Source organism: Pseudomonas sp. LBUM1656, assembly GCF_059716065.1.
Genome location: NZ_CP166800.1, coordinates 3,674,381 through 3,696,439, shown reverse-complemented (window position 1 = coordinate 3,696,439; position 22,059 = coordinate 3,674,381). Strand labels below are relative to the sequence as shown.

The following is a 22,059-nucleotide window of genomic DNA, read 5'->3' as shown; positions in this document are numbered from 1 at the left end:
GCTATCTAGAACTCAAACGCATAAATTTAATGACATCCAGTTGAAAGGCGAATCCATCATGCAAGCCAGCGACCTTGAGATCGACCTGCTGCGGGCGTTTATCGCCGTGGCGGAGACCGGCAGTTTCACCGCGGCTGCCGAGGTGATAGCGCGGTCGCAATCGGCGGTGAGCCAGAAGATCATCCGGCTGGAGGAGGTGCTCGGCTTTCGTGTCTTCGAACGCACCAGCCGCGCCCTGACACTGACCCCGGATGGCGAGCGCCTGTTGGTGGGCGCGCGCCGGATGATGGTGCATTTCGACACCTTCATGCGGGACATCAAAGCCCCTGCCACCGTCACCCTGCTGCGCCTGGGAATCTCGGAAAACCTCGTGCCGACCCAGCTGCCCAAGCTGCTGTCGCGCTTCACCCAGTTGTATCCCGACATTCAACTGGAGTTGACCACGGGCCTGAGCGACGACCTGCTCACCGACTACGAAACCGGGCTATTGGACGTGGTCATTTCCAAGCGAAAATTCAGTTCCGGCACCACGCGAGGCCGAGTCATCTGGCGCGAGCCGTTGGTGTGGATTGCCGCGAAGGATTACGAGATCGAACCGTCGAAACCGGTGCGTCTGGTGATGATGCGTCCACCCTGTGCGTACCGGGCCATCATGATCGAGGCCTTGGCTACGGTCGGGCGGGAATGGGCATCAGCCTGTCTGGCCAGCAATTTGATGGGCGTTCAGGCAGCGGTTGCCGGTGGGTTGGGGATTACGGCGTTGGGGACGTCGTTTCTGCAGGAAGGGATGCGGATACTCGAACCGTCGGAGAAGTTGCCGACTTTACCCAGTACCGAAGTGGCTGTGGTTGGCGATGATGTTCGAATCCAGCATCTTGTGCAGCCGTTGGTGTCGTTGCTGACGGAGGGGTTGATGTCGGGCGGGCGTCTGACTTGAGCCGCGCGTTGCAAGCCATAACCCGAGCAACTTGCCCGGGCTATCGACCGTTTGACGTCTAGTGACCGCCCACCACCATACTGCTGAACGGCGCCACATACGCCTGCAACGTCACCAATCCACCGACCAGAATCGCCAGCACAATCGAGTGGAAGAACACATATCGCAAAATCTCCCCCTCATGCCCGTACCAGCGAGTCGCCGTGGACGCGACCACGATTGACTGGGCGTCGACCATTTTGCCCATGACCCCGCCAGAACTGTTGGCCGCGGCCATTAGCACCGGGCTGATCCCCAGTTGCTCGGCGGTCACTCGTTGCAAGCCGCCGAACAACACGTTGGAAGCCGTATCGGAGCCGGTCAGCGCCACGCCGAGCCAGCCGAGGAGGGTGCCGAACATGGGGTAGAAGATGCCCGTCGCGGCGAAGGCCAGGCCCATGGTGGCGTCGAGGCCCGAGTAGCGCGTGAGGAAACCGAGCGCAAGCATGGCCACGATCGTAATGAGTGAATAACGCACCACCCACAGCGTTCGCAGGTATTGGCGTGCCAGTTGCGGGATGGAATAGCCCATCAGCAGGCCGCCGACGATGGCCGCCAGAAGGATGCCGCTGCCGGTGCTGGTCAACCAGGTGAACTTGTACACCGCTTCTTCGGTTTTAGCCGCAGGCACCACAGGTGGCACTTTCTCGATCTGCTGGTGAATGGTGGTGAAGGTCACGACCGGGGCAAAGATCGGGTTGGCTTCGCGCATCGGTTTGCCCTGTGGGTCGAGCTTGGCCGAGTTGGTGGCCGGATCGATCGCCGGGCGGGTGTCGAACATGTTTTTGAAACCCTGGGTGCCCCAGGCGAACACAAACACGGTGAGGATGATCCACGGCATCCAGGCGCGCATCACCGCCGGTTTCGCATCGCTGGCAAAGGCCCCGCTGGACTCGGGCTTTTGCTGATGCTCCTCGTCGATTTTCGAGTTGTCGACGCGCCCGGACAGGGCCGCGGAGGTGTGGATCGTGGCCGGTTTCCAGACCCTGAGGAAACCGGTCAGGCACGCCATGGAGATCAGCGCGGCGATCACGTCCACCAGCATTGGCCCGTGGTAGTTGGACACCACGAACTGTGGCACAGCGAAACTGACCCCGGCCACCAGAATCGCCGGCCAGATTTCCAGCATCTTGCGCCAGCCGGCAAAGGCCCAGATCAACCAGAACGGCACGAGCACCGAGAAGAACGGCAGTTGTCGGCCGACCATCATCGACAGCTCCATTTCATCCAGCCCGGTGACCTTGGCCAGCGTGATGATGGGCGTACCCAGCGCGCCGAACGCCACGGGTGCGGTGTTGGCGATCAAGGCCAGGCCGGAGGCGGCCAGCGGTGAGAAGCCCAACCCGATCAGAATCGCCCCGGTCACCGCCACCGGCGTGCCGAACCCGGCAGCCCCTTCAAAGAAGGCGCCGAAACAGAAGGCAATCAGCAGCAGTTGCAGGCGTCGGTCGTCGGTGATGCGCGCCAGGGAATCCTGCAACACTTTGAACGAACCATTTTCGGTGGTCAGCCGATGCAGAAAGATGATGTTGAGTACAATCCAGCCAATCGGCAGCAGGCCGTTGGCGGCGCCGTAGAGTGCCGCCGAGCCGGCCATGTCTGCGGGCATGCCGAAGGCAAAGATTGCGATCAATAGCGCCGAGCCTAGGGCCAGCAAGGCCGCCAGATGCGCCTTGATATGGAAAAACGCCAAGGATGCCAGCATGACCACCACGGGCACAGCCGCCATGATGGTTGAGAGCACCGGGTTACCGAAGGGGTCGTAGATTTGCTGCCAGACCATGTTCCACCTCTGCTTTTTATTGTTGGTAGTGCAGGCCCCGGGCGGGGTTGGTGGCATGGAGTATAGGTGGCATTTCGCCGCTGTCCCGCCGCAACATCAGGCTCGTCGCTACCCTCACGGCAGTGCGCACCCTGTGTAGCAGCTGTCGAGCCTGCGAGGCAGCGTTCGGCTCGGTCCGCGTTCGGGCGAAGCAGTCGTAAATCCTGCGCACGCGGGTTACCTGATAGACCGCAGTGCCTGACTTCACGACTGCTGCGCCCGAACGCGGACCGAGCCGAACGCAGCCTCGCAGGCTCGACAGCTGCTACAGGGGGGCGATTGGGCTAGAACCGCCCGGATTCAATTTCAATCGGGTGGGTCGCCATCCACTCCTTGAGATGAGCGATAAAGCTGCGGACAGTGGGCGCGATGTTTTCTCTGGAGGGGTAGACCGCATAGATTCCGCTTGATGGCTCGACGGTCCAGTCAGCGAACGCCTCCACCAGTTTTCCAGAGCGCAAGTCATCGCCGACATGCCAGTCCGCGAGCAACGCGATGCCATGCCCGTCGAGCGCCATTTGACGCACGACTTCCCCCAGGCCTGACTCGAAACGGCTGCGAATCTTGACGGTTTTCTCAACACCGTCCCGAGCAAGTGTCCAGCGATTCTCCTTGCCGATTATCAGTCCGTCATGCAGGGGCAACTCCTTTGGTGAAAGGGGCATGCCGTGCGTTTCCCAATACGCCGGGGCGGCACACACCAGGCGCCGGGAGGGTGAAATCTTCTGTGCGATCAGGGTTGAGTCGGCCATGACGCCGTGGCGAATCGCGAGATCAATGCCATCAGCGACCAGATCCACCAACCGGTCCGTCGGGTCCAGATCCACGACGACCTTCGGATAACAAGTCAGGTAACTACTGACGACAGCCGACAAGTAACCCAAGGCAAATGTTGCCGAGGCGGTGATTCTCAGGCGACCGCTGATCTCGGTTTCATCGAATAATCCGCGTTCGGCTTCCTGGACGCTGGCGAGGATGGATTGAGCATGTTGATAGAGTTTTTGCCCGTCCGTTGTCGGGCTCAGTTTTCGCGTGGTGCGATTAAAAAGTCGTCGGCCGACACGATCTTCAAGGGAGAGCAGTCGCTTGCTGCCGCCTGCGGCCGTCATCCCGAGGCGTTCAGAGGCGGCCCGGATTGAGCCTTCCTCAAAGACGGCGGTGAAAAGACGCAATTCGTCGATGGAATCCAGCATTGGATTAGCAACCATTAGGACCGAAAGATTCAATAACTATCGCCTATTGCTTTCATTTTTTCGATGATAACTTTTGACCCTCTTGCAACGGCACATCGAAATAATGAGGGTCATGTCATGAGCAATACCCATATAGCACTGGTGGTTGGATCAAGCGGCATCATTGGCAGCGCGCTGGTTGAGGCACTGGCCAGCGCGCCCGACTGGAAGGTTCGAGCGCTGCGCAAGACCTCCGTCGAAGGCGTCGAGACCATCGATTGTGATCTGAGTGATCCTCAAGCGACCCAGGCCGCGCTGGCTTCAGCGTCCGACACCACCCATGTGTTTTACGCCGCCTTGCAAACCGACCCGGATCTGGCTCGCGAATCCGAAATCAATGCGGCCTTGCTGCGCAACGTGCTGGATGGCTTGAAAGCAGTCGGCGCGCCGCTTCAGCGTGTGGTGCATTACCAGGGCGCCAAGGTGTATGGCGTTCATCTGGGTGCCAGCGTGGCGCCGTTTTACGAGGATGACCCGCGCCACATTGCGCCGAACTTCTATTACGCGCAGGAAGATGTGCTGCGCGAGCGTCAAGCCAGCGAAGGACTCGACTGGACCATCCTCAGGCCCGATGTGGTGGTGGGCGATATCGCCGGTAATCCGATGAACATTGCGATGGTGATCGGTGTGTTCGCGGCGTTGAGCAAGGAAGCCGGTATTCCTTTGCGCTTTCCGGGTTCCATGCGCACCTACCGCGAAGTGGTTGCGCAAGTGACCGATGCCCATTGGCTTGCTCGCGCCAGCCTTTGGGCGGCCCTGGCACCGACGGCGCGCAATGAAGCGTTCAATCTGGTGGGCGAACCGTTCCGTTGGGAGCGCCTCTGGCGCAAAGCAGCGCAAGCATTCGGCATGGACGTCGCGCCACCACAACCGTTCTCCCTCGCCAGGCACATGCCCGGCAAAGCGAAGGACTGGGTGCGTCTGGCCCAGGCTCACGACTTGAACACGATGCCTTTCAACAAACTGGTGGGCTGGCCGTTCGGTGATTTCATCTTCAACACCGAGTTCGACATGATTAGCGACATGAACAAGATTCGGCGTGCGGGTTTTACCGAAGTCGTCAACAATGAGGAGATCATGATCAACGCGTTGAAACGGCTTGCACAGAAGGGGGTTATTCCCGGCTAACCCGTGACCCGGCTATTCCCGACGAGAGGATGCAGCGATGACTGAACGCCATATAGAGCACAAGGAAACGCTTTCCAACGGATGCAGGATCGAGGTGAGAGCCGAGATATTGAGGGACGGCTCCCTGAAGATGTTCATCGGTGTTTACCGGCCGGATGGCTCGGTCATCGAAGAGGACAATGAACCACGCCCGCATCTGTTGGACATGGAAGATGCCATGGCGTGGGCAATCAAAAAAGCCAAAGACATCGGAGACAGTCAGCATACGTTGTAAGAGCGGTGAATCACCGCTCTGACCTTCGCCCTTACGGGGTGCCGAACATGGCTGTCCAGTAAATCCCGGCGTCACTCTTCGGATCAACCGCATAGGCTGCGCCCAGTTCGCGGAATTTCGGGTTCATCAAGTTGGCGCAATGCCCGGCGCTGGCCAGCCAGCCATCGACGACCTTGCGTGGGGTGTCTTGCCCGGCGGCGATGTTCTCGCCGACCTCCTGATAGTTGTAACCCGCCAGCTCGGCGCGATCACCCGGGGTGCGGCCGTCGCGGTCCTTGTGGTCGAAGAAATTGTTATTGGCCATCGACCGGGTATGTTCCTGGGCCGCAGTCGCCAGCGTTGCGTTCCAGGCCAGCGGTGTGGTCGCGGCAAACGGTTGACCACCGCACTGACGGGGTTGAGCGCGGGCAATGTTGAGCAGTTCCAGGAGCTTCTGACCTTCTGCTGCGGCATCGCCCAGGCGCGCGGTCAGCAGCGGTCGTGCCAGCACAATGCGCCAGTCACGTCCCTCGTGGCTGACACCGACGTCGATGAATTGCGGGTTCAACACCACCTGGCAGAAGCTCTCCTTGATCGCCGTAATGGCGGACGGCGCATCACGCGGCCCGGACATGGTGATCGCCTGCACGTTGACCATCGGGTACGACGCCCGGGCCATGGCCTGCTGCAAATCGACGGGCCCGCTGGCCGATAAAACCAGACGCGGATCGCTCGTCAGCGGTGGCAATTCCGATGACACCTGACCGCCGCAACGCTGTACCTGGCTGCGGTAAACGTTGATCGACTCGACCAGTTGCGTCTCCTCCGTGGCCACGGCAGTGGCGGCGAACACCAACCCCAGCGGCAACACGGCAAAGCGCACAGCGAATGACAGGACGCGCATGGAATTCTCCCTTGAATTGACTGCGCCCATGATGCGCGATTCCACCCCATGCCGCGCAATGCCTTTTTGCGATTTGTTGCCAGCTTGCTGACATTATTTCGCTACTACACTGAAGCCAAGTCGCCAGACGGGCGCTTCCCTCGACGCCACACAGAGTGTCTCCATCATGTCCTTCAAATGGTCCGTTGTGATTCTTGTGGTTACCCTCGTCGCATGCCAGGTTATTGCCGACGACCAGCAGCAGAAAAAAGAAGTGGCTGAAGACAAGGCCCAAGTGCTTGAGCACAAGGCCGCAGAGAAGGGCGGCGATCTGCCCGTACCGAAATCCGAAGCGATCACCCAATCTGAAGTCCAGGCCGTCGATCCCGCGGGCAAGTCACCTCTGGACGACGCCATCACCTGCATGGCCCGCTCCATTTACTGGGAGGCCAAAGGCAAGGACACCGCTGAAATGGAAGCGGTCGCCAACGTGGTGATGAACCGTCTCGGCCACGAAGGGTTTCCCGACACGGTGTGCGCGGTGGTCAAGCAAGGTTCCGAAACCAGGAGCTGCCAGTTTTCGTGGTGGTGCGATGGGAAAACGGACTCGGTCCAGGAAGAAACCCAATATGCACTGGCCAAGGAAATCGCACGCAAAGCGTTGAACAAGCAACTACCGGATCGCACCGGTGGCGCGATGTATTTCCATGACCGCACGGTTAAGCCGGATTGGTCCAGGGAGTACACCAAAACCTTTGAAACCAAAATGTTCCGGTTTTACAAACCGCGTGACGGGTCGGCGAAGTAGGCCGCAAGCAATCTGCTTTTTTGATCGGCGGCTGGTTTCATTTTGGAGGGCGTGGGATTTTACTACGATGGCTTGAAACCCGTCATGCCACGTAATCGGACAGCCACCATGCACACCATCGGACTCATCGTTTACCCCGGCTTCCAGGTGCTGGGCCTCGCCATGTGCGCCACTTTCGAGTTGGCCAATATGGCGGCCGACGAGCCGGTGTACAGCATCGCGTTACTCTCCGAGCACGGCGGCTCGGTGAAAACCTCCGCGGGGTTCGGCGTGGAAAGCAGCGCATTCGATCAGCGCTCATTCGATACGCTGCTGGTGATGGGCGACAACCTGATCCGGCCGACATCACCGGGCATGGTGGCGTTTTTACGCAACGCCAGCCTGACCACCCGACGTCTGGGTTCGATCTGCACCGGCGCGATTGCGCTGGCGGAAGCCGGTTTGCTCGATGGTCGGCGAGCGACGACTCACTGGTGTCATGCGCCGGCCTTGCAGCGGGCGTACCCGAAAGTGAAGGTCGAAGAAGACCGCATCTTCATCAACGACGGCAACATCTGGACTGCTGCGGGCATGAGCGCTTGCGTCGATCTGGCATTGGCACTGGTGGAAAAGGATCTGGGCGCGGACGTCGCACGTCGGGTGGCCCGGCAACTGGTGGTTTATCACCGACGGTCTGGAGGGCAGTCGCAGTTTTCGGTAATGCTCGAACTGGAGCCCAAGACCGATCGCATCCAGGCCGCACTCACCTACGCCAAACACAATCTGAAATCCGCACTGTCGGTAGAAGAACTGGCCAGCGCCGCCAATCTCAGCCCACGGCAGTTCAGTCGGGTGTTCCATGCTGAAACCGGTCAATCCCCGGCCAAGGCCATCGAAAACCTGAGGGTGGAGGCTGCGCGGCTGATGATGGAAACCGGTCGGCACTCAATTGATGTGGTGGCCACCGACACCGGTTTTGGCGATCGCGAGCGCATGCGGCGGGCATTTATCCGTGCGTTCGGGCAGCCGCCGCAAGTGATCCAGCGCGCCCATCGCGCATGACATTGATCGTGTCCTAAAAGGTTGGGTATTCGGCATTTGAGACAGAATATGATTGCCGTAATCTCGTTGAAACCCAACCCACAATGAGATCATCGCCATGACCCTCGTCAAAGCCGCCGCCGTACAAATCAGCCCCGTGCTCTACAGCCGTGAAGGCACCGTCAACAAAGTCGTGCAGAAGATTCTGGAACTCGGTGAGCAAGGCGTTCAGTTCGCCGTGTTTCCGGAAACCATCGTGCCGTACTACCCTTACTTTTCCTTCGTGCAGTCGCCGTTCGAAATGGGCGCCGAGCACCTCAAATTGCTGGATCAGGCGGTGACGGTGCCGTCGGATGCCACCGATGCCATCGGCGCCGCCGCCAAACAGGCCGGCATGGTCGTGTCGATCGGCGTCAATGAACGGGACGGTGGCACGCTGTACAACGCGCAGTTACTGTTCGATGCCGATGGCACGCTGATCCAGCATCGCCGCAAGATTTCCCCGACGTATCACGAACGGATGATCTGGGGCATGGGCGATGGCTCCGGGTTGCGCGCCACCGACAGCGCGGTCGGGCGCATCGGTCAACTGGCGTGCTGGGAACATTACAACCCGCTGGCCCGTTACGCCTTGATGGCCGACGGCGAGCAGATTCATGCCTCGATGTACCCGGGGTCGTTTGCCGGTCCGCTGTTCACCTCGCAAATGGAAGTCAACATTCGTCAGCATGCCCTCGAATCGGCGTGCTTCGTGGTCAACTCCACGGCGTGGCTCAACTCTGAGCAACAGGCACAGATCATGGCCGACACCGGCTGTCCGATCGGCCCGATTTCCGGTGGTTGCTTCACGGCGATCATCAGCCCGGACGGCGTGGTGCTGGGCTCGCTGCAGGAAGGTGAGGGCGAGGTGATCGTCGACCTCGACATGGGCCTGATCGACCGGCGCAAACGCATGATGGATTCCCGCGGCCACTACAGCCGTCCGGAGTTGCTGAGCCTGTTGATTGATCGCACGCCGGCGGCCCATGTGCATGAACGTGGTGCCCATCCGCAGTTGGCGGTGATCGATACTGTGGAAGAAATCGGTCGCTGATTGGCTGGAGACCGCGCCGCCCCCTTCGCGGGCAAGCCACGCTCCCACAGGACCGAGTCGTTTGAATAGTTGGTATACGACTCGGTCCTGTGGGAGCGTGGCTTGGTCTGGGCGGCATTCCGACGAAGGGGCCATCACAGGCGCAGACAAAAAAAGGGACCTCCACCAAGCGATGGAAGTCCCTTTTTTACGTCTTGTCTTTACAGTTCCTGACCCAAAAAGATCAACGTATTGCCGTGGGCCTCAGCCGCCGCACGCTGGTTGTAGCTGTCGCGATGGGAGCAGTTGAAGCCATGCTCGGCCTCCGGATACACGACAATTTCCACGTTGTCGTTGTTCTCGAAACGCTCGGCGATTTTCTCCACGGCCTCCAGTGAAATGTGGCTGTCCTGCTCACCGAAGTGCATCAGCAACGGCACCTCGATTTCATCGGCGCGGTCCAGGTAATTCTGGATGCCGCCGCCGTAGTAGGCGATGGCCACATCCACCAGGCCGTTGGTGGCGGTGAGGTAAGACAGCAAGCCGCCGAAGCAATACCCGATGGACGCGATCCCGCCGTCCAGGCCAGGTTGCGCATCCAGCGCGTCGATGGCCAGTTTGATGTCGGCCTGCGCCTTGTCGATGTCCGTGGCGTTCATCAATTCGACGGCGCGTTTCCAGCCGGCTTCGTCGTAGGTCAATTCGATGCGGTGGCCGTTGCGCCAGAACAGGTCCGGCGCGATCACCAGGTAACCATCGGCGGCGTATTGCTCCGCGACCGAGCGGATGTGTTCATTCACGCCGAAGATCTCCTGGATCAGCACGATCCCCGGGCCTTTGCGGGTATGCGGAATCGCCAGGTAAGCGCCGAAGGTGCCTTCGTCGCTGTCGATCTCGATCCATTGGGTGGTCACGCTCATGGTGGCTCCTGTCTACACAAGTGAGAGGGGGGACGCTTATTGCGGTGGTGTGGCCTGAAAGCTCGGCAATGCCTGCATCCGTTGCCACCAGTCATCGAAACCGTTGACGGCAAACACCTGTGGTGCATCCGGCGTCATTGCCATGTAAGCACAGGCCGGTGCCAGGTAAAAGTCACCGAGGCTCGGATTCTGACCCGCGACGAAAGGATCGGTGCCTTTGATTTTCATCAATTCACGCAGGACCATTTTCGAGGTCTCGATGCCTTTGCGACGGGATTCTTCGTTCTTCCCGCCGATAAAGTCGGGGAACAAGTGATAGCCGAACACCGAGCCTAGCGCACCGTAGCCATAAGAATCGTAAATTCCCATGACCATATGTGTGCGGGCACGGTCGTGGGCATTGTCGGGCGTCAGGGAAGGGCCCGGCAGGACTTCGTCCAGATAGGCCACGATCGCGTCGGTTTCGATGATGCGGAAACCGTCGTGATCGATGACCGGCACCTTGCCGAATGGATGGCGCGCCAAGTGTTCGGGCAGGTGCGGTTCGCCTTTCATCACATTGACCTGCAACTGGTCGAAATCCGCACCTTTTTCCGCAAGCAGCATCTTCACTGTGCGCACATACGTACTGCCGTCAAAACCGTAGAGAGTGAGGCTCATGGCGAATGCTCCGTGTTTATGGGAGTGGAGGACGCGCCGGGCTCTGGTCGGTCAACGGTTATGGCGACGCCAGGCGAAACGAGCCAACAGTGCATCCAGGCTGAGCTTGCCGGCACCCGAGAGCAACAACGGTATAAGGGCGGCGAGGTAGATCAGCGGCAGCTTGAAGTTGCCGTGGCCCTTGTTGCTGATGGAGTAGCCCTGGGCAAGCTCACTCAATGTAGACCAATCGGCCGGCCAGTGAACGGCGGCGGTCGCGACGACGGTGACGACGATCAGAATGATGGCCGATACCCGCGTTCCGAGGCCGACCAGGATGGCCAGGGCGCAGATCAACTCGGCCCACATCGACAGCTCCCAGTTCAGCGTGGCCGGCACGTGGTTGAACGGAAACGGGAAGGCGTCCTGAATGTCGGCGAACCAGTTCTCGCCGTTCCATTTCTCCAGGCCCGACTCGAAGAATTCCCAGGCAATGAACAGCCGCAGCGTCAAAGGCGCGAGCCAGCCGCCGGCACGGTCGAGGTTCAGGTGCAGGCCTTTGACGGCCGATGAAAGTGAGATGTTCATGAGCTTGATCTCCGTTCAGTCAGGAAGGCGGGGCAGCGGTTGCCCCGCGCAATCGGGTTACTCGCCGGCCCCGCATTTGCCTTCGCCGCACTTGCCTTCACCACATTTGCCTTCAGCGGGTTTTTCCGCGGTGTCGGCCTGAGCCTGGCTGTAGCCGTGGGCCATTTGTTTCATGCTGAACGCCTCGGATTCGGAAGCAGAAGCCACGTTGGACAGGGCCAGGCCGCCGGCGATGATCAGGCCGAGGGTCAGGGAAGAAGTCGAGAGCTTGAACATGGTGATACTCCGTAGCGTTGAGTGAGTTGAGCGCTTTGATCGGCTTGGCCGATCGACAGGCACAGTTCATCAAGCGGGTGTATCTGCGATGTGTCTTTGGTGCGGGGTTTTATGGCAGCGGTGTGTCGCAGGCGGGTCTGTACACACTCCGATACACGACCACCGGAAAACCCCCCAATCCTGTAGCAGCTGTCGAGCCTGCGAGGCTGCGTTCGGCTGCGAAGCAGTCGTGAAATCAAGCAGCTCGGTCATTCAGGTAAATCGTGTGCAAAGGGTTTACGACTGCTTCGCAGCCGAACGCAGCCTCGCAGGCTCGACAGCTGCTACAAGGCAGTGGTGTTTTTGAGAGGGGGGCCGCAATCTGTGATCCCGCGCCAACCAATAGCGTCTAGCGTCAGTGTCCCCGCAATCCCACGGGGCGAGACTTCGGAACCCTGCATGCAAGCGCTGTTGAACGAGATCCTTGACGCCGTCCGGCCGCTGATCGGTCAGGGCAAGGTGGCTGACTACATTCCCGCCCTCGGCACGGTGTCGGCCAATCAGTTGGGCATTGCCGTGTATGGCAATGACGGCGAGCTGTATTGCGCGGGCGATGCCGACACGCCGTTTTCGGTGCAGAGCATTTCCAAGGTGTTCAGCCTGGTGCAGGCCATCGATCATTCCGGCGAAGCGATCTGGGAACGCCTCGGCCACGAGCCTTCCGGCCAACCGTTCAACTCGCTGGTGCAGCTGGAATTCGAGCGCGGCCGCCCGCGCAATCCGTTCATCAACGCCGGCGCCCTGGTGATCTGCGACATCAACCAGTCGCGCTTTGCCGCGCCGGCGTTGTCGATGCGCGATTTTGTCCGCCGGCTGTCCGGTAACCCGCAAGTGATGGTGGACGGCAAGGTCGCCGAATCCGAATACCAGCACCGCGCGCGCAACGCGGCCATGGCGTACCTGATGCAATCCTTCGGCAACTTTCACAACGACGTCGAGGCCGTGCTGCGCAGTTACTTCAGCCATTGCGCGGTGCGCATGAACTGCGTGGACCTGGCCCGGGCGTTCTGCTTCCTGGCCAACGACGGGTTCTGCAAGCACAGCGGCGAACAGATCCTCACCGCACGCCAGACCCAGCAAATCAACTCGATCATGGCCACCAGCGGGCTGTACGACGAAGCCGGCAACTTTGCCTATCGCGTCGGCTTGCCGGGCAAGAGCGGCGTCGGCGGCGGGATTGTCGCAGTGGTGCCGGGGCAGTTCACGGTGTGCGTCTGGTCACCGGAATTGAACGCCGCCGGCAACTCGCTGGCGGGGATGGCGGCGCTGGAACTGCTAAGCCAGCGGATTGGCTGGTCGGTGTTCTGAGGCATTCGAGCTGGTGCGGTTAATGACGCTCCGTGGATTTTCCTATACATTTTCCGGCCGCCCCCTGCATGGTGAAACCGCTTCATGTCTCTTGCGCTCGAACGTCTAGTCGCTGGCACGCCGATCCCTTTTGCCGGTAATCGTGTCACTGTCGTCAGCCCCGAACTGGCCGCGCGGTTTCAGCCCGGGGACCATCTGCTGGTGGAGCAGGTCAGCGGCGAGTTGTTGCTGATCCCGGTGGCTGACCAGCAAGCGGCGGCCGTTGCCATCGAGCGCGCCGAAGCGGCGTTCAGCGCGTTGTCCAGCGCCTCCGATCAGGCGATCAGCGCGTTCTTCGATCTTTTTGCCCAGCGTTTGGAAAACCCGGAGTGCTGGGCCTTGATCGAGGCGGCCAACCTGGCCGATATCGACCGCGCCAAGGCCCGCGGGCGTTCTACCACACGACTGCTGGCCGATGAGCGCATGCGCCGCGACATGATCGCCGGCCTGCGCGCCTGGCGTGATGCGGCGGCGACTCGCGGCAAGGTCATCAGTTGCGTCGAACACGACGGCTGGAAGGTCGAGCAAGTGGTGTCGCCGCTGGGCATTGTGGCTTTCGTGTTCGAAGGCCGACCGAATGTGTTCGCCGACGCCGCCGGTGTATTGCGCACCGGCAACACCGCCGTGTTGCGCATTGGCAGCGATGCGTTGGGCACCGCTCAGGCCATCGTCACTCACGCACTGAACCCGGCCCTCAGCGATGCCGGTTTGCCGAACGGCGCGGTATCGCTGGTGGAAAGCGTCAATCACGCCGCCGGTTGGGCAATGTTCGCCGACCGGCGTTTGTCGCTGGCCGTGGCCCGTGGTTCGGGCCGTGCGGTCAGCCAGCTGGGCAGCATCGCCCAACAGGCCGGCACCGCCGTCAGCCTGCACGGCACCGGCGGCGCCTGGCTGATCGCCGACAAGGACGCCGACGCCCAGCGCTTCGCCGCGGTGGTGCGCAATTCACTGGACCGCAAGGTCTGCAACACCCTGAACGTCTGCCTGATCCACCGCGACCGCGCCGCTGAACTGGTGCCGTTGTTCCTCGACGCGCTGCAACAGGCCGGCACCGCTCGGGGCCAGGGCTGCAAGTTGCATATCGTCGAGGGCAGCGAGTCGTGGTTGCCGACTGAATGGCAAACCGGCAGCGTTGAGGTGTATCGCGCCGAAGGCTACCAGACCGAGGCGTTGGCCGAACCGTTGCCCGAGGATCAGTTAGGCCGCGAGTGGGAATGGGAAGAGACCCCGGAAGTCAGCTTGAAAATCGTTGACGACCTGGACAGCGCCATCGCCCTGTTCAATCGCTACAGCCCGCAGTTCACCGTGTCGCTGATCAGCGAAGACGGGGCGGCGCATGAGCGTTTCTACAACGCGGTCAACGCACCTTTTGTGGGTAACGGGATGACTCGCTGGGTCGATGGGCAGTACGCGCTGAACAAGCCGGAACTCGGGCTTTCGAACTGGGAGAGCGGTCGTCTGTTTGCCCGCAGCGCGATTCTTTCGGGCGATGGCGTGTTCACCATTCGCAGTCGCATGACCCAGACGGATTTGTCGGTCAAACGCTGATATTCCGGGCGCAGGCAGCGAGCGCACTATAATTAAGGTGTGTTTGCGTCTGTGTTTTGAGTGAGGGCTGCGTCATGAAACTTCATTCTTTTCAGCATTACTCCCACGATCTGGAAATGGTCGCGCACGACACGTGGATTACCGCCAGGGTGAAGTCGGCCCTGGCATTGGCCGACACTACCCTCGGCCTGCAAATCCATGTCAAAACCCTGGCGGGTACGGTGGCATTGAGCGGTCGAGTCAACACCCATAAACAATGCGAGCAGGCGGTTGCGCTGGCCCGCACGGTCCCGGGTGTCGTCGACATCGATGCCAGGGACTTGCTGACCCACGTGTTCACGCCGGGCAGTAATCCAGTTCCCCCCAACGCCGAAGAAACCTCCGAGCGTCGGCCGTCATCTTCAGACCAGGACGACCACTGATCAGGGCGACCTTGTGAGTGCAGCGCTCCCGTGAACCGGGAGCGCCGCGACGCGGGCATTTCAGTTCCAGCAACAATGGATTGCGTTTTCTGGGTGTTCTCTCAAGTGAAGCAAAGGCCGACTATCTGCCGATCCCTGAGAGGTGTACCCGATGAAACGTGTCCTCATGTTGTTGGCCAACGGTGTAGAGCCGCTGGAAATGGCGGCTTTTACCGATGTGCTCGGTTGGGCCAATCTGCTTGGCGACCAACCCGTGGAATTGATCAATGCCGGCCTTCGGCCGCAGATCGTGACGACCTTCGGGCTGTCCCTCAATCCGGCTCATTTGTTGAGCGAAGTTGACCTGGACAGCTTCGATGCCTTGGCATTGCCCGGTGGTTTTGAGCCGTCGGGGTTTTATGAAGAGGCCTTGAGTGAGCCGTTTCTGGCGGCCATCCGGCATTTTGTCGCGGCGGGTAAAACCGTCGCCAGCGTCTGCGTGTCGTCGGTGTGCCTGGGCGTTGCCGGGGTGCTGAAAGGCAAGGACGCCACGACCTATCACCAGGTGGGTGGCAAGCGCAAAAACCAGTTGGTCGAAAGCGGTGCCCACTTCGTCGACTGGCCCGTGGTGGTCGATGGCCACATCATCACCTCAAGTGGCCCCGGCACCGCAACGGAAGTCGCCTTCGTGCTGCTGGAACAGCTGAGCAGCGCCGCAAACGCCACGCATATCCGGCAGAAAATGCGTTTCCCGACGCCGTCTCGCCAATGGTATGAAACCCCGCAAGTGCCTTGATCCAGTACGCCCGTCATCTGCTCCGTACATCCGACGACCCGCCACAGACCGATACGGCGAACTACGCTTGAACGCCTGAGCCACAAAAGCCAGCGCAGGCTTGCGGGCGAAGACACCTGTTTACGAAGGCGTAGAGGTCGTCATGAATCAGTCGCAGGAGCAAGGCGCATCGCCCTGGCACGCGGGGGAGCGGCAATTGCAGGAAAGCGTCGGTGTGGCCGAACGCATGGAGGTGTTCGGGCGCAAGGTGGTGCGCGATTACCTGCCCGAGCAGCATCAATTGTTCTACGCGCAGCTGCCGTATTTGCTGGTGGGCGCCGTCGATGAGCACGGCGTGCCATGGGCGACCCTGATTGAAGGGCCGCCCGGATTTGCGCATTCGCCTGATCCCCGCCAGTTGCAACTCGAACGCCTGCCCGCCGAGGGCGATCCCGTCCGGGCCGCGCTCAAGGCGGGCGCATCGGTGGGGCTGCTCGGTATCGATCTGAAAACCCGTCGACGCAACCGAATGAATGGCCGCATCAGCAGCGCCACCCAAGGCGGTTTTGCCGTTGCCGTCGAACACGCTTTCGGCAACTGCCCGCAATACATCCAACTGCGCGCCGTCGACCCCGGGTCAGTGGGCCGCGCTTCGTCTGCGGTGGCGGTCGAGCGTTTCGATGAACTCGACGAAGCCGCCCGGACCACCATTGGCAACGCCGATACCTTTTTCCTTACCAGCTATGTAGACCTCGATGGCGATCCGAAAAAACGCTCGGTGGATGTCTCGCACCGTGGCGGCAATGCCGGTTTCGTGCGAGTCGAGGGTAACGTGCTGACGATCCCGGATTTCGCCGGCAATCTGCACTTCAATACCTTGGGCAATCTGCTGCTCAATCCACGGGTGGGGTTGCTGTTTGTCGATTTCGAATCGGGTGATGTGCTGCAAGTCGCGGGACGCACCGAGATCATTTTGGAGGGGCCGGAAATAGCGGCGTTCCAGGGCGCCGAACGGCTCTGGCGGATGACGGTGGAACACGTCGTGCGTCGCGCCGGCGTGCTGTCGCTGCGCTGGCAGTTTGAAGGATTTTCCCCCAACAGCCTGATGACCGGCAGTTGGCAGCAGGCCGAGGGGCGGTTGCAGGCCGACGCCTTGCGCGATCAATGGCGACTGCTACGTGTGGCCCGCATCGTTGAAGAAAGCACCAGTATCCGTTCGTTTTACCTGGAGCCGACCGACGATGCGGGTTTGCCGCGCTTCGAGGCCGGGCAGCATTTGCCCGTGCGTTTTTGCCTGGCCGAGGGGCAGGCGCCGTTGGTGCGCACGTACAGCCTGTCGAGCGCACCGTCGGACAGCTTCTTTCGTATCAGCGTCAAGCGTGACGGGCTGATTTCATCGCATCTGCACGAGCGTGTCCGTGAGGGCGATCTGATCGAAGCCCGCGCGCCGCAGGGTCGGTTCACGGTGAAAGCCGATGAGCGTCGACCGCTGGTGCTGCTGGCCGCCGGTGTCGGCGTGACGCCCTTGTTGTCGATGCTGCGCGAAGTGATCTACGAGGGCGAACGCATCCGCCGCACTCGGCCGACCTGGTTTATCCAAAGTGCCCGCAGCCTCGCCGAGCTGGGCTTTCGCGATGAGTTGTACGAACTGGCCACCCGTGCCAAGGATTCGGTGCGAGCGCTGCGCCTGCTCAGTCAGCCCGAGGAGCATGCCCGTGAAGGTGAGGATTTCGAGGTGGCGGGGCGCGTCGACATCGAGTTGCTCAAGGCGTTGCTGCCGCTGGACGATTACGATTTCTACCTGTGCGGACCCGGCGCGTTTACTCAAGGAATTTACGACAGCTTGCGGGCCTTGCGCATTGGCGACGAGCGCATTCATGCGGAGACGTTCGGGCCTTCCACGTTGGTCCGTCTGCGCGACCAACTGAGTCCGGCCCCGGCACAGGTGCCGGCAGCGGACAGCCCGGTGAAAGTGGTGTTTTCAGGGTCGGCCAAGGAGGCTCGCTGGGAGCCGGGTGGCGGGAGTTTGCTGGAACTGGCTGAAAGCCGTGGCTTGAATCCGGACTTCAGCTGCCGTGGCGGCTCGTGCGGAACGTGCCGCACCCGGTTGCTCAGCGGGCAAGTGCACTATCTGAACATGCCCGCCGAGCTGCCGGCGCCAGGGGAAGTGCTGATCTGTTGCGCGGTGCCGGCCAAGGGCGATGAGCCCTTGGTGCTAGAGATCTAGCATGGCCGCCCATCAAGCGGCTTCGACGGCTTTGCCATACACGGCGCAGGTGGTCGGGTGTTCGGCCAGAGACACAAAGCGGCGGCTGCCAGCCTCCAGGGCGTCGATCGACCCGGTCTCGATGTCGTAGACCCAGCCATGCAGGTTCAGCTGACCTTTTTCCTGGGCCAGGCGCACGCTCGGGTGCGTCTGGATGTTGGCCAGTTGCGCGATGACGTTCTCGCGGACCATCGAACTCACCTTCGCTGCGTCATCGGCGTGAGGGCGGGACTCGTTGATGACCTTGGCTGATTCAGCGTGTTGCAGCCAGCCGCTGACGGCCGGCAGGTGGTCCATGCATTTGCACTTGGCGACGGCGGTCATGGCGCCGCAATCCGAGTGGCCGCAGATCACAATGTCGGTCACGCCCAGTACCGCGACCGCATATTCGACAGTGGCCGACACACCGCCCGGATGCGGGCTGTAGGAAGGCACGATGTTGCCGGCGTTGCGGATCACAAACAGTTCGCCGGGTTCTTGCTGGGTCAGCAGTTCCGGGACCACGCGGCTGTCGGAACAGGTGATGAACAACGTGCCGGGATGCTGGGTGGTGGCCAGGTGTTTGAACAGGTCGGTGCGTTGCGGGAACGCTTCTTTCTGGAACTTCAAAAAACCTTCGATGAGCGCTTTCATGGTGATGTCCTCTTGAATCGGATGGTTACCCTGTAGCAGCTGCCGAGCACCGCGAGGCTGCGTCCGACTGCGGAGCAGTCGCATGGGTCTGCGAAGACTTCGTCTTCGGACGCTGCCTCGCGGTGCTCGACAGCTGCTACAGGGAATTGCGTGTATTCAGATTGGTTAGAACGGACGCAATGGCAGGAACTTGCCGTCGAGGGTGATCACGGCGCGGTGACCGCCTTCCGGATCTTCGACTTTCTTCATGTCGAGCTTGAAGTTGATCGCGCTGATGATGCCGTCGCCAAACTGCTCATGAACCAGCGCTTTTAACGTGGTGCCGTAGATCTGGATCATTTCGTAGAAGCGGTAGATGGTCGGGTCGGTTGGCACGCCGGAGAGGCTGCCGCGCAATGGAATGATCTGCAGGCGGGCCACGGCGTCGGCGTCCAGGTCGAGTTTTTCGCCAACCACTTTGGCGGCGGATTCCGGCAGCGGATGCTGGCCGAGCAGGGCGGCGGTGACGTAGGCCAGGCTCAGGCCGGTGCCCTCGGCCATGTCTTCGAAAGACAGGTTTTTGCGAGCTTTAGCGTCGAGAATTTTGGCGGTCAATTCGAGGTTGGTGTCGTTGTAAGCGTGGGACTGTTGCATGGTGATTCTCCTATCGGGGTCGTATTGCTTGGGTGTGAAGCAATCTTCTGCCGATTGATCCATAGCGTCCAAGACCGATATACAATGCTGCGCATAAGCCCTGCCTATAGACGGTGTGCCCCATGTTGCTGCGACATCTGCGTTATCTGTTGGCGGTTGCTGACCACGGCGGCTTCACCCGCGCCGCCGAGGCGCTGCACGTTTCACAACCGACCCTGTCCCAGCAAATCCGCCAGTTGGAAGAAACCCTGGGCGTGAGCCTGTTCGATCGCACCTCGCGCACGGTCAAACCGACCGATGCGGGCGAGGCCTACATCGAGTGCGCACGTCGAGTATTGGTGGAACTGGAAGCCGGCAAGCGGGCGTTGCATGACGTGAAGGACTTGTCGCGCGGCTCCTTGCGTCTGGCCATGACACCGACGTTCATGGCGTATCTGGTGGGGCCGTTGGTGCGCGATTACGTGGCGCGGTTTCCCAACATCCACCTGCAGATTTTCGAGTTGTCGATGGACGACATCGAGGCGGGGCTGGCGGATGACTCGCTGGACATCGCCATTGCGTTTACTCAGGTGAGAAATGCCGACATCGAGTCGATCCCGGCGTTTACCGAAACCCTTGGGGTGATGGTAGGGCGGGATCACCCGTTATATGAGCGGCAGGCCGCGTTGTCCGCTGAAGAGGTGGCGCAACTGGACTTTGCGCTGCTGGCTGCGGACTTTGTCACCCGCACCCGCATTGATGACTATTTTGCCCAAGAGCAGATCACGCCGAAGGTGGTGATTGAAGTCAACTCGGTGAGCACCTTGCTGGAGGTGATTCGGCACACCGCCATCGCCACCATTCTTCCCGAACCGATCGCCACTCAGGATCGGGCGCTGCGCAGAATTCCATTGTTGGGTGAGGCGCCTACGCGCGGGGCGGCGCTGCTGCGGCGCAAGAATAATTATCACAGCGCGGCATCGGTGGCGTTTATGAATCTGGTGCTGGGCGCGGTGGTGACGGAGTCAATCGTCCAGTGATTGGCAGACGCCATTGGGGGCCTTGCCCGTGGAGCTCACGGTCACCGAGTCGTCATCGGCGAGAACGATCGAAATCGTCACGCCTGAACCCTTGGCTTCGAAGCTGCGCTCTTTGATCACGGCTTTGGTTTCGGCTTCTATGTTGTTGATCATCACCGGTCCGTCCTGATCCGCGTGAATGATGATTTTTCCGGGGCATTCGACATCGAATGACGGAACACCTTCGATCTTGTTGGCTTGAGCAATCGTTGCAGTGGACAGCAACAGCAGAAATGTCAGGGCACTTTTCATCGCAAGTCTCCATGGGCACAGCAGCGAATACGCTTAACGATAGCTGCATTTGCCGCGCACGAGACAAACAAAAAAGGCCCCGCTCGATACTACGAACGGGGCCTTTTTATTGTTGAACTGCGGGGGTATCAGTAGAACCGGTCAATCACCCGTACTTCATTCTGGTTCTGCATCGAGGCCCACGCCTGTTTCAGCGTTTGCAGAACATGACCGATGAAGTCCTTGTCGGCCGCGGCTTTCTTGCCGACATAGCCTTGGCCGCGACGGTACATCTTCAGTCGTGCCAGCAGGTTCTGGTTGTTCTGGTCGAACTCCGCTTCATGAGCGTGAGGCGACAGGCAATCGATATGAACCTGGCCCGATTTGCTGATCCACAGAATGTGGCTGTCGTGGCTGTCTTTTTGCGCAGCGAACATACGAGCCAGTTCATCGATAGTAGGTTGATTGTTCAGATTCATAATATGCCCCTTGACCATTTGGTGATCTTTCAAAGTTGATTCGCTAATACAGGTAGCCCATCGGTTAGTTGATCCCTGGCACCGAAACCAGGACGTCAGCGGTCAGCCGTCAATTCGACGGGGTCTCGCGTCTGTTGCATGTAGTCGTGTTGAATAACTGCTACGCAATAGCGTCACAACGAAGAGAAGCAGCGAAAACCTGGAGGCCACCGCCGACTTTTGAGGGTCGGCCACAAGCATCATGAGGATTGATCGCCAGCGCTTCTCGTCTTTGTACTGGACGTTCAGGCCAGGTCAGCTTCTTCAATCTGCCTTGTGGGCAGCGTGTATCCGGGAAAAACAGCTCGGCGGTCAGACGAGCTTGCTCAAACATGTTGCCGTACTCCCGATCGGGGAGATGTCTGCATCATGCAAGGGCAAATCGGAGGCGTCAACCGTTATGTAGTGATTATTTTTGGTCACTACATATTGTCGGACAATGCGCTTTGGAATTAAAAAAGAGAGCCGCAAGGCGCCGGTCAGGACGATGGCTGTGGGCTTTGGAAGCGGTAGAAGGTGCAGGGATAACCGTCTACCGGCCGTTGATGCAGAGTGAATTTACCGCCCGCGAACTGGGGCATCACCTTGGCCCAGAACAGTCGTGCAGGCTGGTTCGCGTCGATGTGGAAAATCTGCCATTGACCGGGGAATCGGCTCAAGAGGGTGGAAACGACAAACTTCGCGACACCTTGGCCACGAAAGCGCCGACTGACAAAAAGGTAGCCGATGTTGTACTCGGCTCCTTCGATATGAACGTTGTCGTCCACGGTCACGAAACCGGCGAGCTCACCGTCCACCTTGATCAGGAACGGCCGGGTCGCGGGGTTGCGCCAGTAATCCTGGTTGGATCGGATGTTGAAGAAACCGTGCTCGCCGATTTTCAGCGGTAGAAACTCGCTGAAGTCGTGCATGTAGAACTGCATCAGGTTTTCGATCGTTTCCAGTTCGTCGCGGTGTGCGGCGTGCAGTTCTATCGAAGGCATGCTGGGTTCT

At 60.2% G+C, this 22,059-nt stretch carries 24 protein-coding genes; 12 read left to right on the top strand and 12 right to left on the bottom strand.

Translation table 11 applies throughout. The annotated features are described in order from the left end of the window. The first annotated feature begins 58 nt into the window (after positions 1-58). Positions 59-937, top strand: coding sequence for a LysR substrate-binding domain-containing protein (locus tag ACA072_RS16645; RefSeq protein ID WP_497619105.1), 879 nt, complete (start codon positions 59-61; stop codon positions 935-937). Positions 938-995: 58 nt separating this feature from the next. On the opposite strand, the gene ACA072_RS16640 is transcribed toward ACA072_RS16645, so the two are convergent. Together ACA072_RS16640 and ACA072_RS16635 are read right to left on the bottom strand one after the other, a co-directional pair. Next, positions 996-2,759: an L-lactate permease gene (locus ACA072_RS16640; RefSeq protein ID WP_497619104.1), complete on the bottom strand. Its 1,764-nt coding sequence runs from the start codon at positions 2,757-2,759 to the stop codon at positions 996-998. 323 nt (positions 2,760-3,082) lie between these two features. Further along, the gene (locus ACA072_RS16635; RefSeq protein ID WP_497619102.1) at positions 3,083-3,991 is read right to left on the bottom strand and encodes a LysR family transcriptional regulator; all 909 of its coding nucleotides are present in this window, start codon (positions 3,989-3,991) and stop codon (positions 3,083-3,085) included. A gap of 117 nt (positions 3,992-4,108) precedes the next feature. Between ACA072_RS16635 and ACA072_RS16630 the strand changes: the two genes are divergently transcribed. Both ACA072_RS16630 and ACA072_RS16625 read left to right on the top strand, forming a co-directional pair. Then, entirely contained in the window at positions 4,109-5,158 is a 1,050-nt protein-coding gene (locus ACA072_RS16630) for an SDR family oxidoreductase (protein ID WP_497619101.1), read from the top strand. Between the two features lie 37 nt (positions 5,159-5,195). Next, on the top strand, positions 5,196-5,432 hold the full coding sequence (locus ACA072_RS16625; RefSeq protein WP_497619100.1) for a hypothetical protein: 237 nt from the start codon (positions 5,196-5,198) through the stop codon (positions 5,430-5,432). A gap of 31 nt (positions 5,433-5,463) precedes the next feature. Here ACA072_RS16625 and ACA072_RS16620 read toward each other — a convergent pair whose 3' ends face one another. After that, positions 5,464-6,315: a CAP domain-containing protein gene (locus ACA072_RS16620; protein ID WP_497619098.1), complete on the bottom strand. Its 852-nt coding sequence runs from the start codon at positions 6,313-6,315 to the stop codon at positions 5,464-5,466. Between the two features lie 166 nt (positions 6,316-6,481). Here ACA072_RS16620 and ACA072_RS16615 point away from each other — a divergent pair, with 166 nt between their 5' ends. The 3 genes from ACA072_RS16615 to ACA072_RS16605 all read left to right on the top strand — a co-directional run bounded on the left by ACA072_RS16615 (position 6,482) and on the right by ACA072_RS16605 (position 9,215). Beyond that, positions 6,482-7,102 (top strand): cell wall hydrolase, encoded by a 621-nt coding sequence (locus ACA072_RS16615; RefSeq protein WP_497619097.1) that lies wholly within the window; start codon positions 6,482-6,484, stop codon positions 7,100-7,102. A 108-nt stretch (positions 7,103-7,210) separates the two neighbouring features. Beyond that, positions 7,211-8,143 (top strand): GlxA family transcriptional regulator, encoded by a 933-nt coding sequence (locus ACA072_RS16610; protein WP_497619095.1) that lies wholly within the window; start codon positions 7,211-7,213, stop codon positions 8,141-8,143. Positions 8,144-8,240: 97 nt separating this feature from the next. Then, positions 8,241-9,215, top strand: a complete 975-nt coding sequence (locus tag ACA072_RS16605) for a nitrilase-related carbon-nitrogen hydrolase (protein WP_497619093.1) — start codon at positions 8,241-8,243, stop codon at positions 9,213-9,215. Between the two features lie 200 nt (positions 9,216-9,415). Here the strand turns inward: ACA072_RS16605 and ACA072_RS16600 are convergent, their stop codons facing one another. Genes ACA072_RS16600 through ACA072_RS16585 form a run of 4 tightly spaced genes read right to left on the bottom strand, consistent with a single transcriptional unit; the run spans position 9,416 to position 11,617 of the window. Further along, positions 9,416-10,114, bottom strand: a complete 699-nt coding sequence (locus tag ACA072_RS16600; protein ID WP_497619091.1) for a dienelactone hydrolase family protein — start codon at positions 10,112-10,114, stop codon at positions 9,416-9,418. A gap of 36 nt (positions 10,115-10,150) precedes the next feature. Further along, on the bottom strand, positions 10,151-10,774 hold the full coding sequence (locus ACA072_RS16595; protein ID WP_497619089.1) for a glutathione S-transferase family protein: 624 nt from the start codon (positions 10,772-10,774) through the stop codon (positions 10,151-10,153). A gap of 51 nt (positions 10,775-10,825) precedes the next feature. Beyond that, on the bottom strand, positions 10,826-11,341 hold the full coding sequence (locus ACA072_RS16590) for an HvfX family Cu-binding RiPP maturation protein (protein ID WP_497619088.1): 516 nt from the start codon (positions 11,339-11,341) through the stop codon (positions 10,826-10,828). A 57-nt stretch (positions 11,342-11,398) separates the two neighbouring features. Beyond that, positions 11,399-11,617, bottom strand: coding sequence for an HvfA family oxazolone/thioamide-modified RiPP metallophore (locus ACA072_RS16585; protein WP_497619086.1), 219 nt, complete (start codon positions 11,615-11,617; stop codon positions 11,399-11,401). Between the two features lie 438 nt (positions 11,618-12,055). Here ACA072_RS16585 and glsB point away from each other — a divergent pair, with 438 nt between their 5' ends. The 5 genes from glsB (at position 12,056) to ACA072_RS16560 (ending at position 17,954) form a co-directional block, all read left to right on the top strand. Beyond that, positions 12,056-12,964, top strand: a complete 909-nt coding sequence (glsB, locus tag ACA072_RS16580; RefSeq protein WP_497619085.1) for a glutaminase B — start codon at positions 12,056-12,058, stop codon at positions 12,962-12,964. 84 nt (positions 12,965-13,048) lie between these two features. Beyond that, positions 13,049-14,551, top strand: coding sequence for an aldehyde dehydrogenase family protein (locus ACA072_RS16575; protein ID WP_497619083.1), 1,503 nt, complete (start codon positions 13,049-13,051; stop codon positions 14,549-14,551). A 74-nt stretch (positions 14,552-14,625) separates the two neighbouring features. After that, a complete protein-coding gene (locus ACA072_RS16570) occupies positions 14,626-14,973 on the top strand; it encodes a BON domain-containing protein (protein WP_497619082.1) in 348 nt (115 codons plus the stop codon). Positions 14,974-15,124: 151 nt separating this feature from the next. Then, on the top strand, positions 15,125-15,748 hold the full coding sequence (locus ACA072_RS16565) for a DJ-1/PfpI family protein (protein WP_497619080.1): 624 nt from the start codon (positions 15,125-15,127) through the stop codon (positions 15,746-15,748). Positions 15,749-15,890: 142 nt separating this feature from the next. After that, on the top strand, positions 15,891-17,954 hold the full coding sequence (locus ACA072_RS16560; protein ID WP_497619078.1) for a 2Fe-2S iron-sulfur cluster-binding protein: 2,064 nt from the start codon (positions 15,891-15,893) through the stop codon (positions 17,952-17,954). Positions 17,955-17,966: 12 nt separating this feature from the next. On the opposite strand, the gene ACA072_RS16555 is transcribed toward ACA072_RS16560, so the two are convergent. After that, on the bottom strand, positions 17,967-18,626 hold the full coding sequence (locus tag ACA072_RS16555) for a carbonic anhydrase (RefSeq protein WP_497619076.1): 660 nt from the start codon (positions 18,624-18,626) through the stop codon (positions 17,967-17,969). A 165-nt stretch (positions 18,627-18,791) separates the two neighbouring features. Next, entirely contained in the window at positions 18,792-19,259 is a 468-nt protein-coding gene (gene cynS, locus ACA072_RS16550) for a cyanase (protein WP_109629803.1), read from the bottom strand. 122 nt (positions 19,260-19,381) lie between these two features. Between cynS and cynR the strand changes: the two genes are divergently transcribed. Then, positions 19,382-20,278, top strand: a complete 897-nt coding sequence (gene cynR / locus ACA072_RS16545) for a transcriptional regulator CynR (RefSeq protein ID WP_497619074.1) — start codon at positions 19,382-19,384, stop codon at positions 20,276-20,278. Here cynR and ACA072_RS16540 read toward each other — a convergent pair. The 3 genes from ACA072_RS16540 to ACA072_RS16530 form a co-directional block, all read right to left on the bottom strand. Beyond that, positions 20,264-20,569 (bottom strand): hypothetical protein, encoded by a 306-nt coding sequence (locus ACA072_RS16540; RefSeq protein WP_497619072.1) that lies wholly within the window; start codon positions 20,567-20,569, stop codon positions 20,264-20,266. The genes cynR and ACA072_RS16540 overlap by 15 nt on opposite strands. A 128-nt stretch (positions 20,570-20,697) precedes the next feature. Then, a complete protein-coding gene (locus tag ACA072_RS16535; RefSeq protein ID WP_497619070.1) occupies positions 20,698-21,027 on the bottom strand; it encodes a hypothetical protein in 330 nt (109 codons plus the stop codon). A 518-nt stretch (positions 21,028-21,545) separates the two neighbouring features. Next, a complete protein-coding gene (locus ACA072_RS16530) occupies positions 21,546-22,049 on the bottom strand; it encodes a GNAT family N-acetyltransferase (protein ID WP_497619068.1) in 504 nt (167 codons plus the stop codon). Between the last annotated feature and the right edge of the window lie 10 nt (positions 22,050-22,059).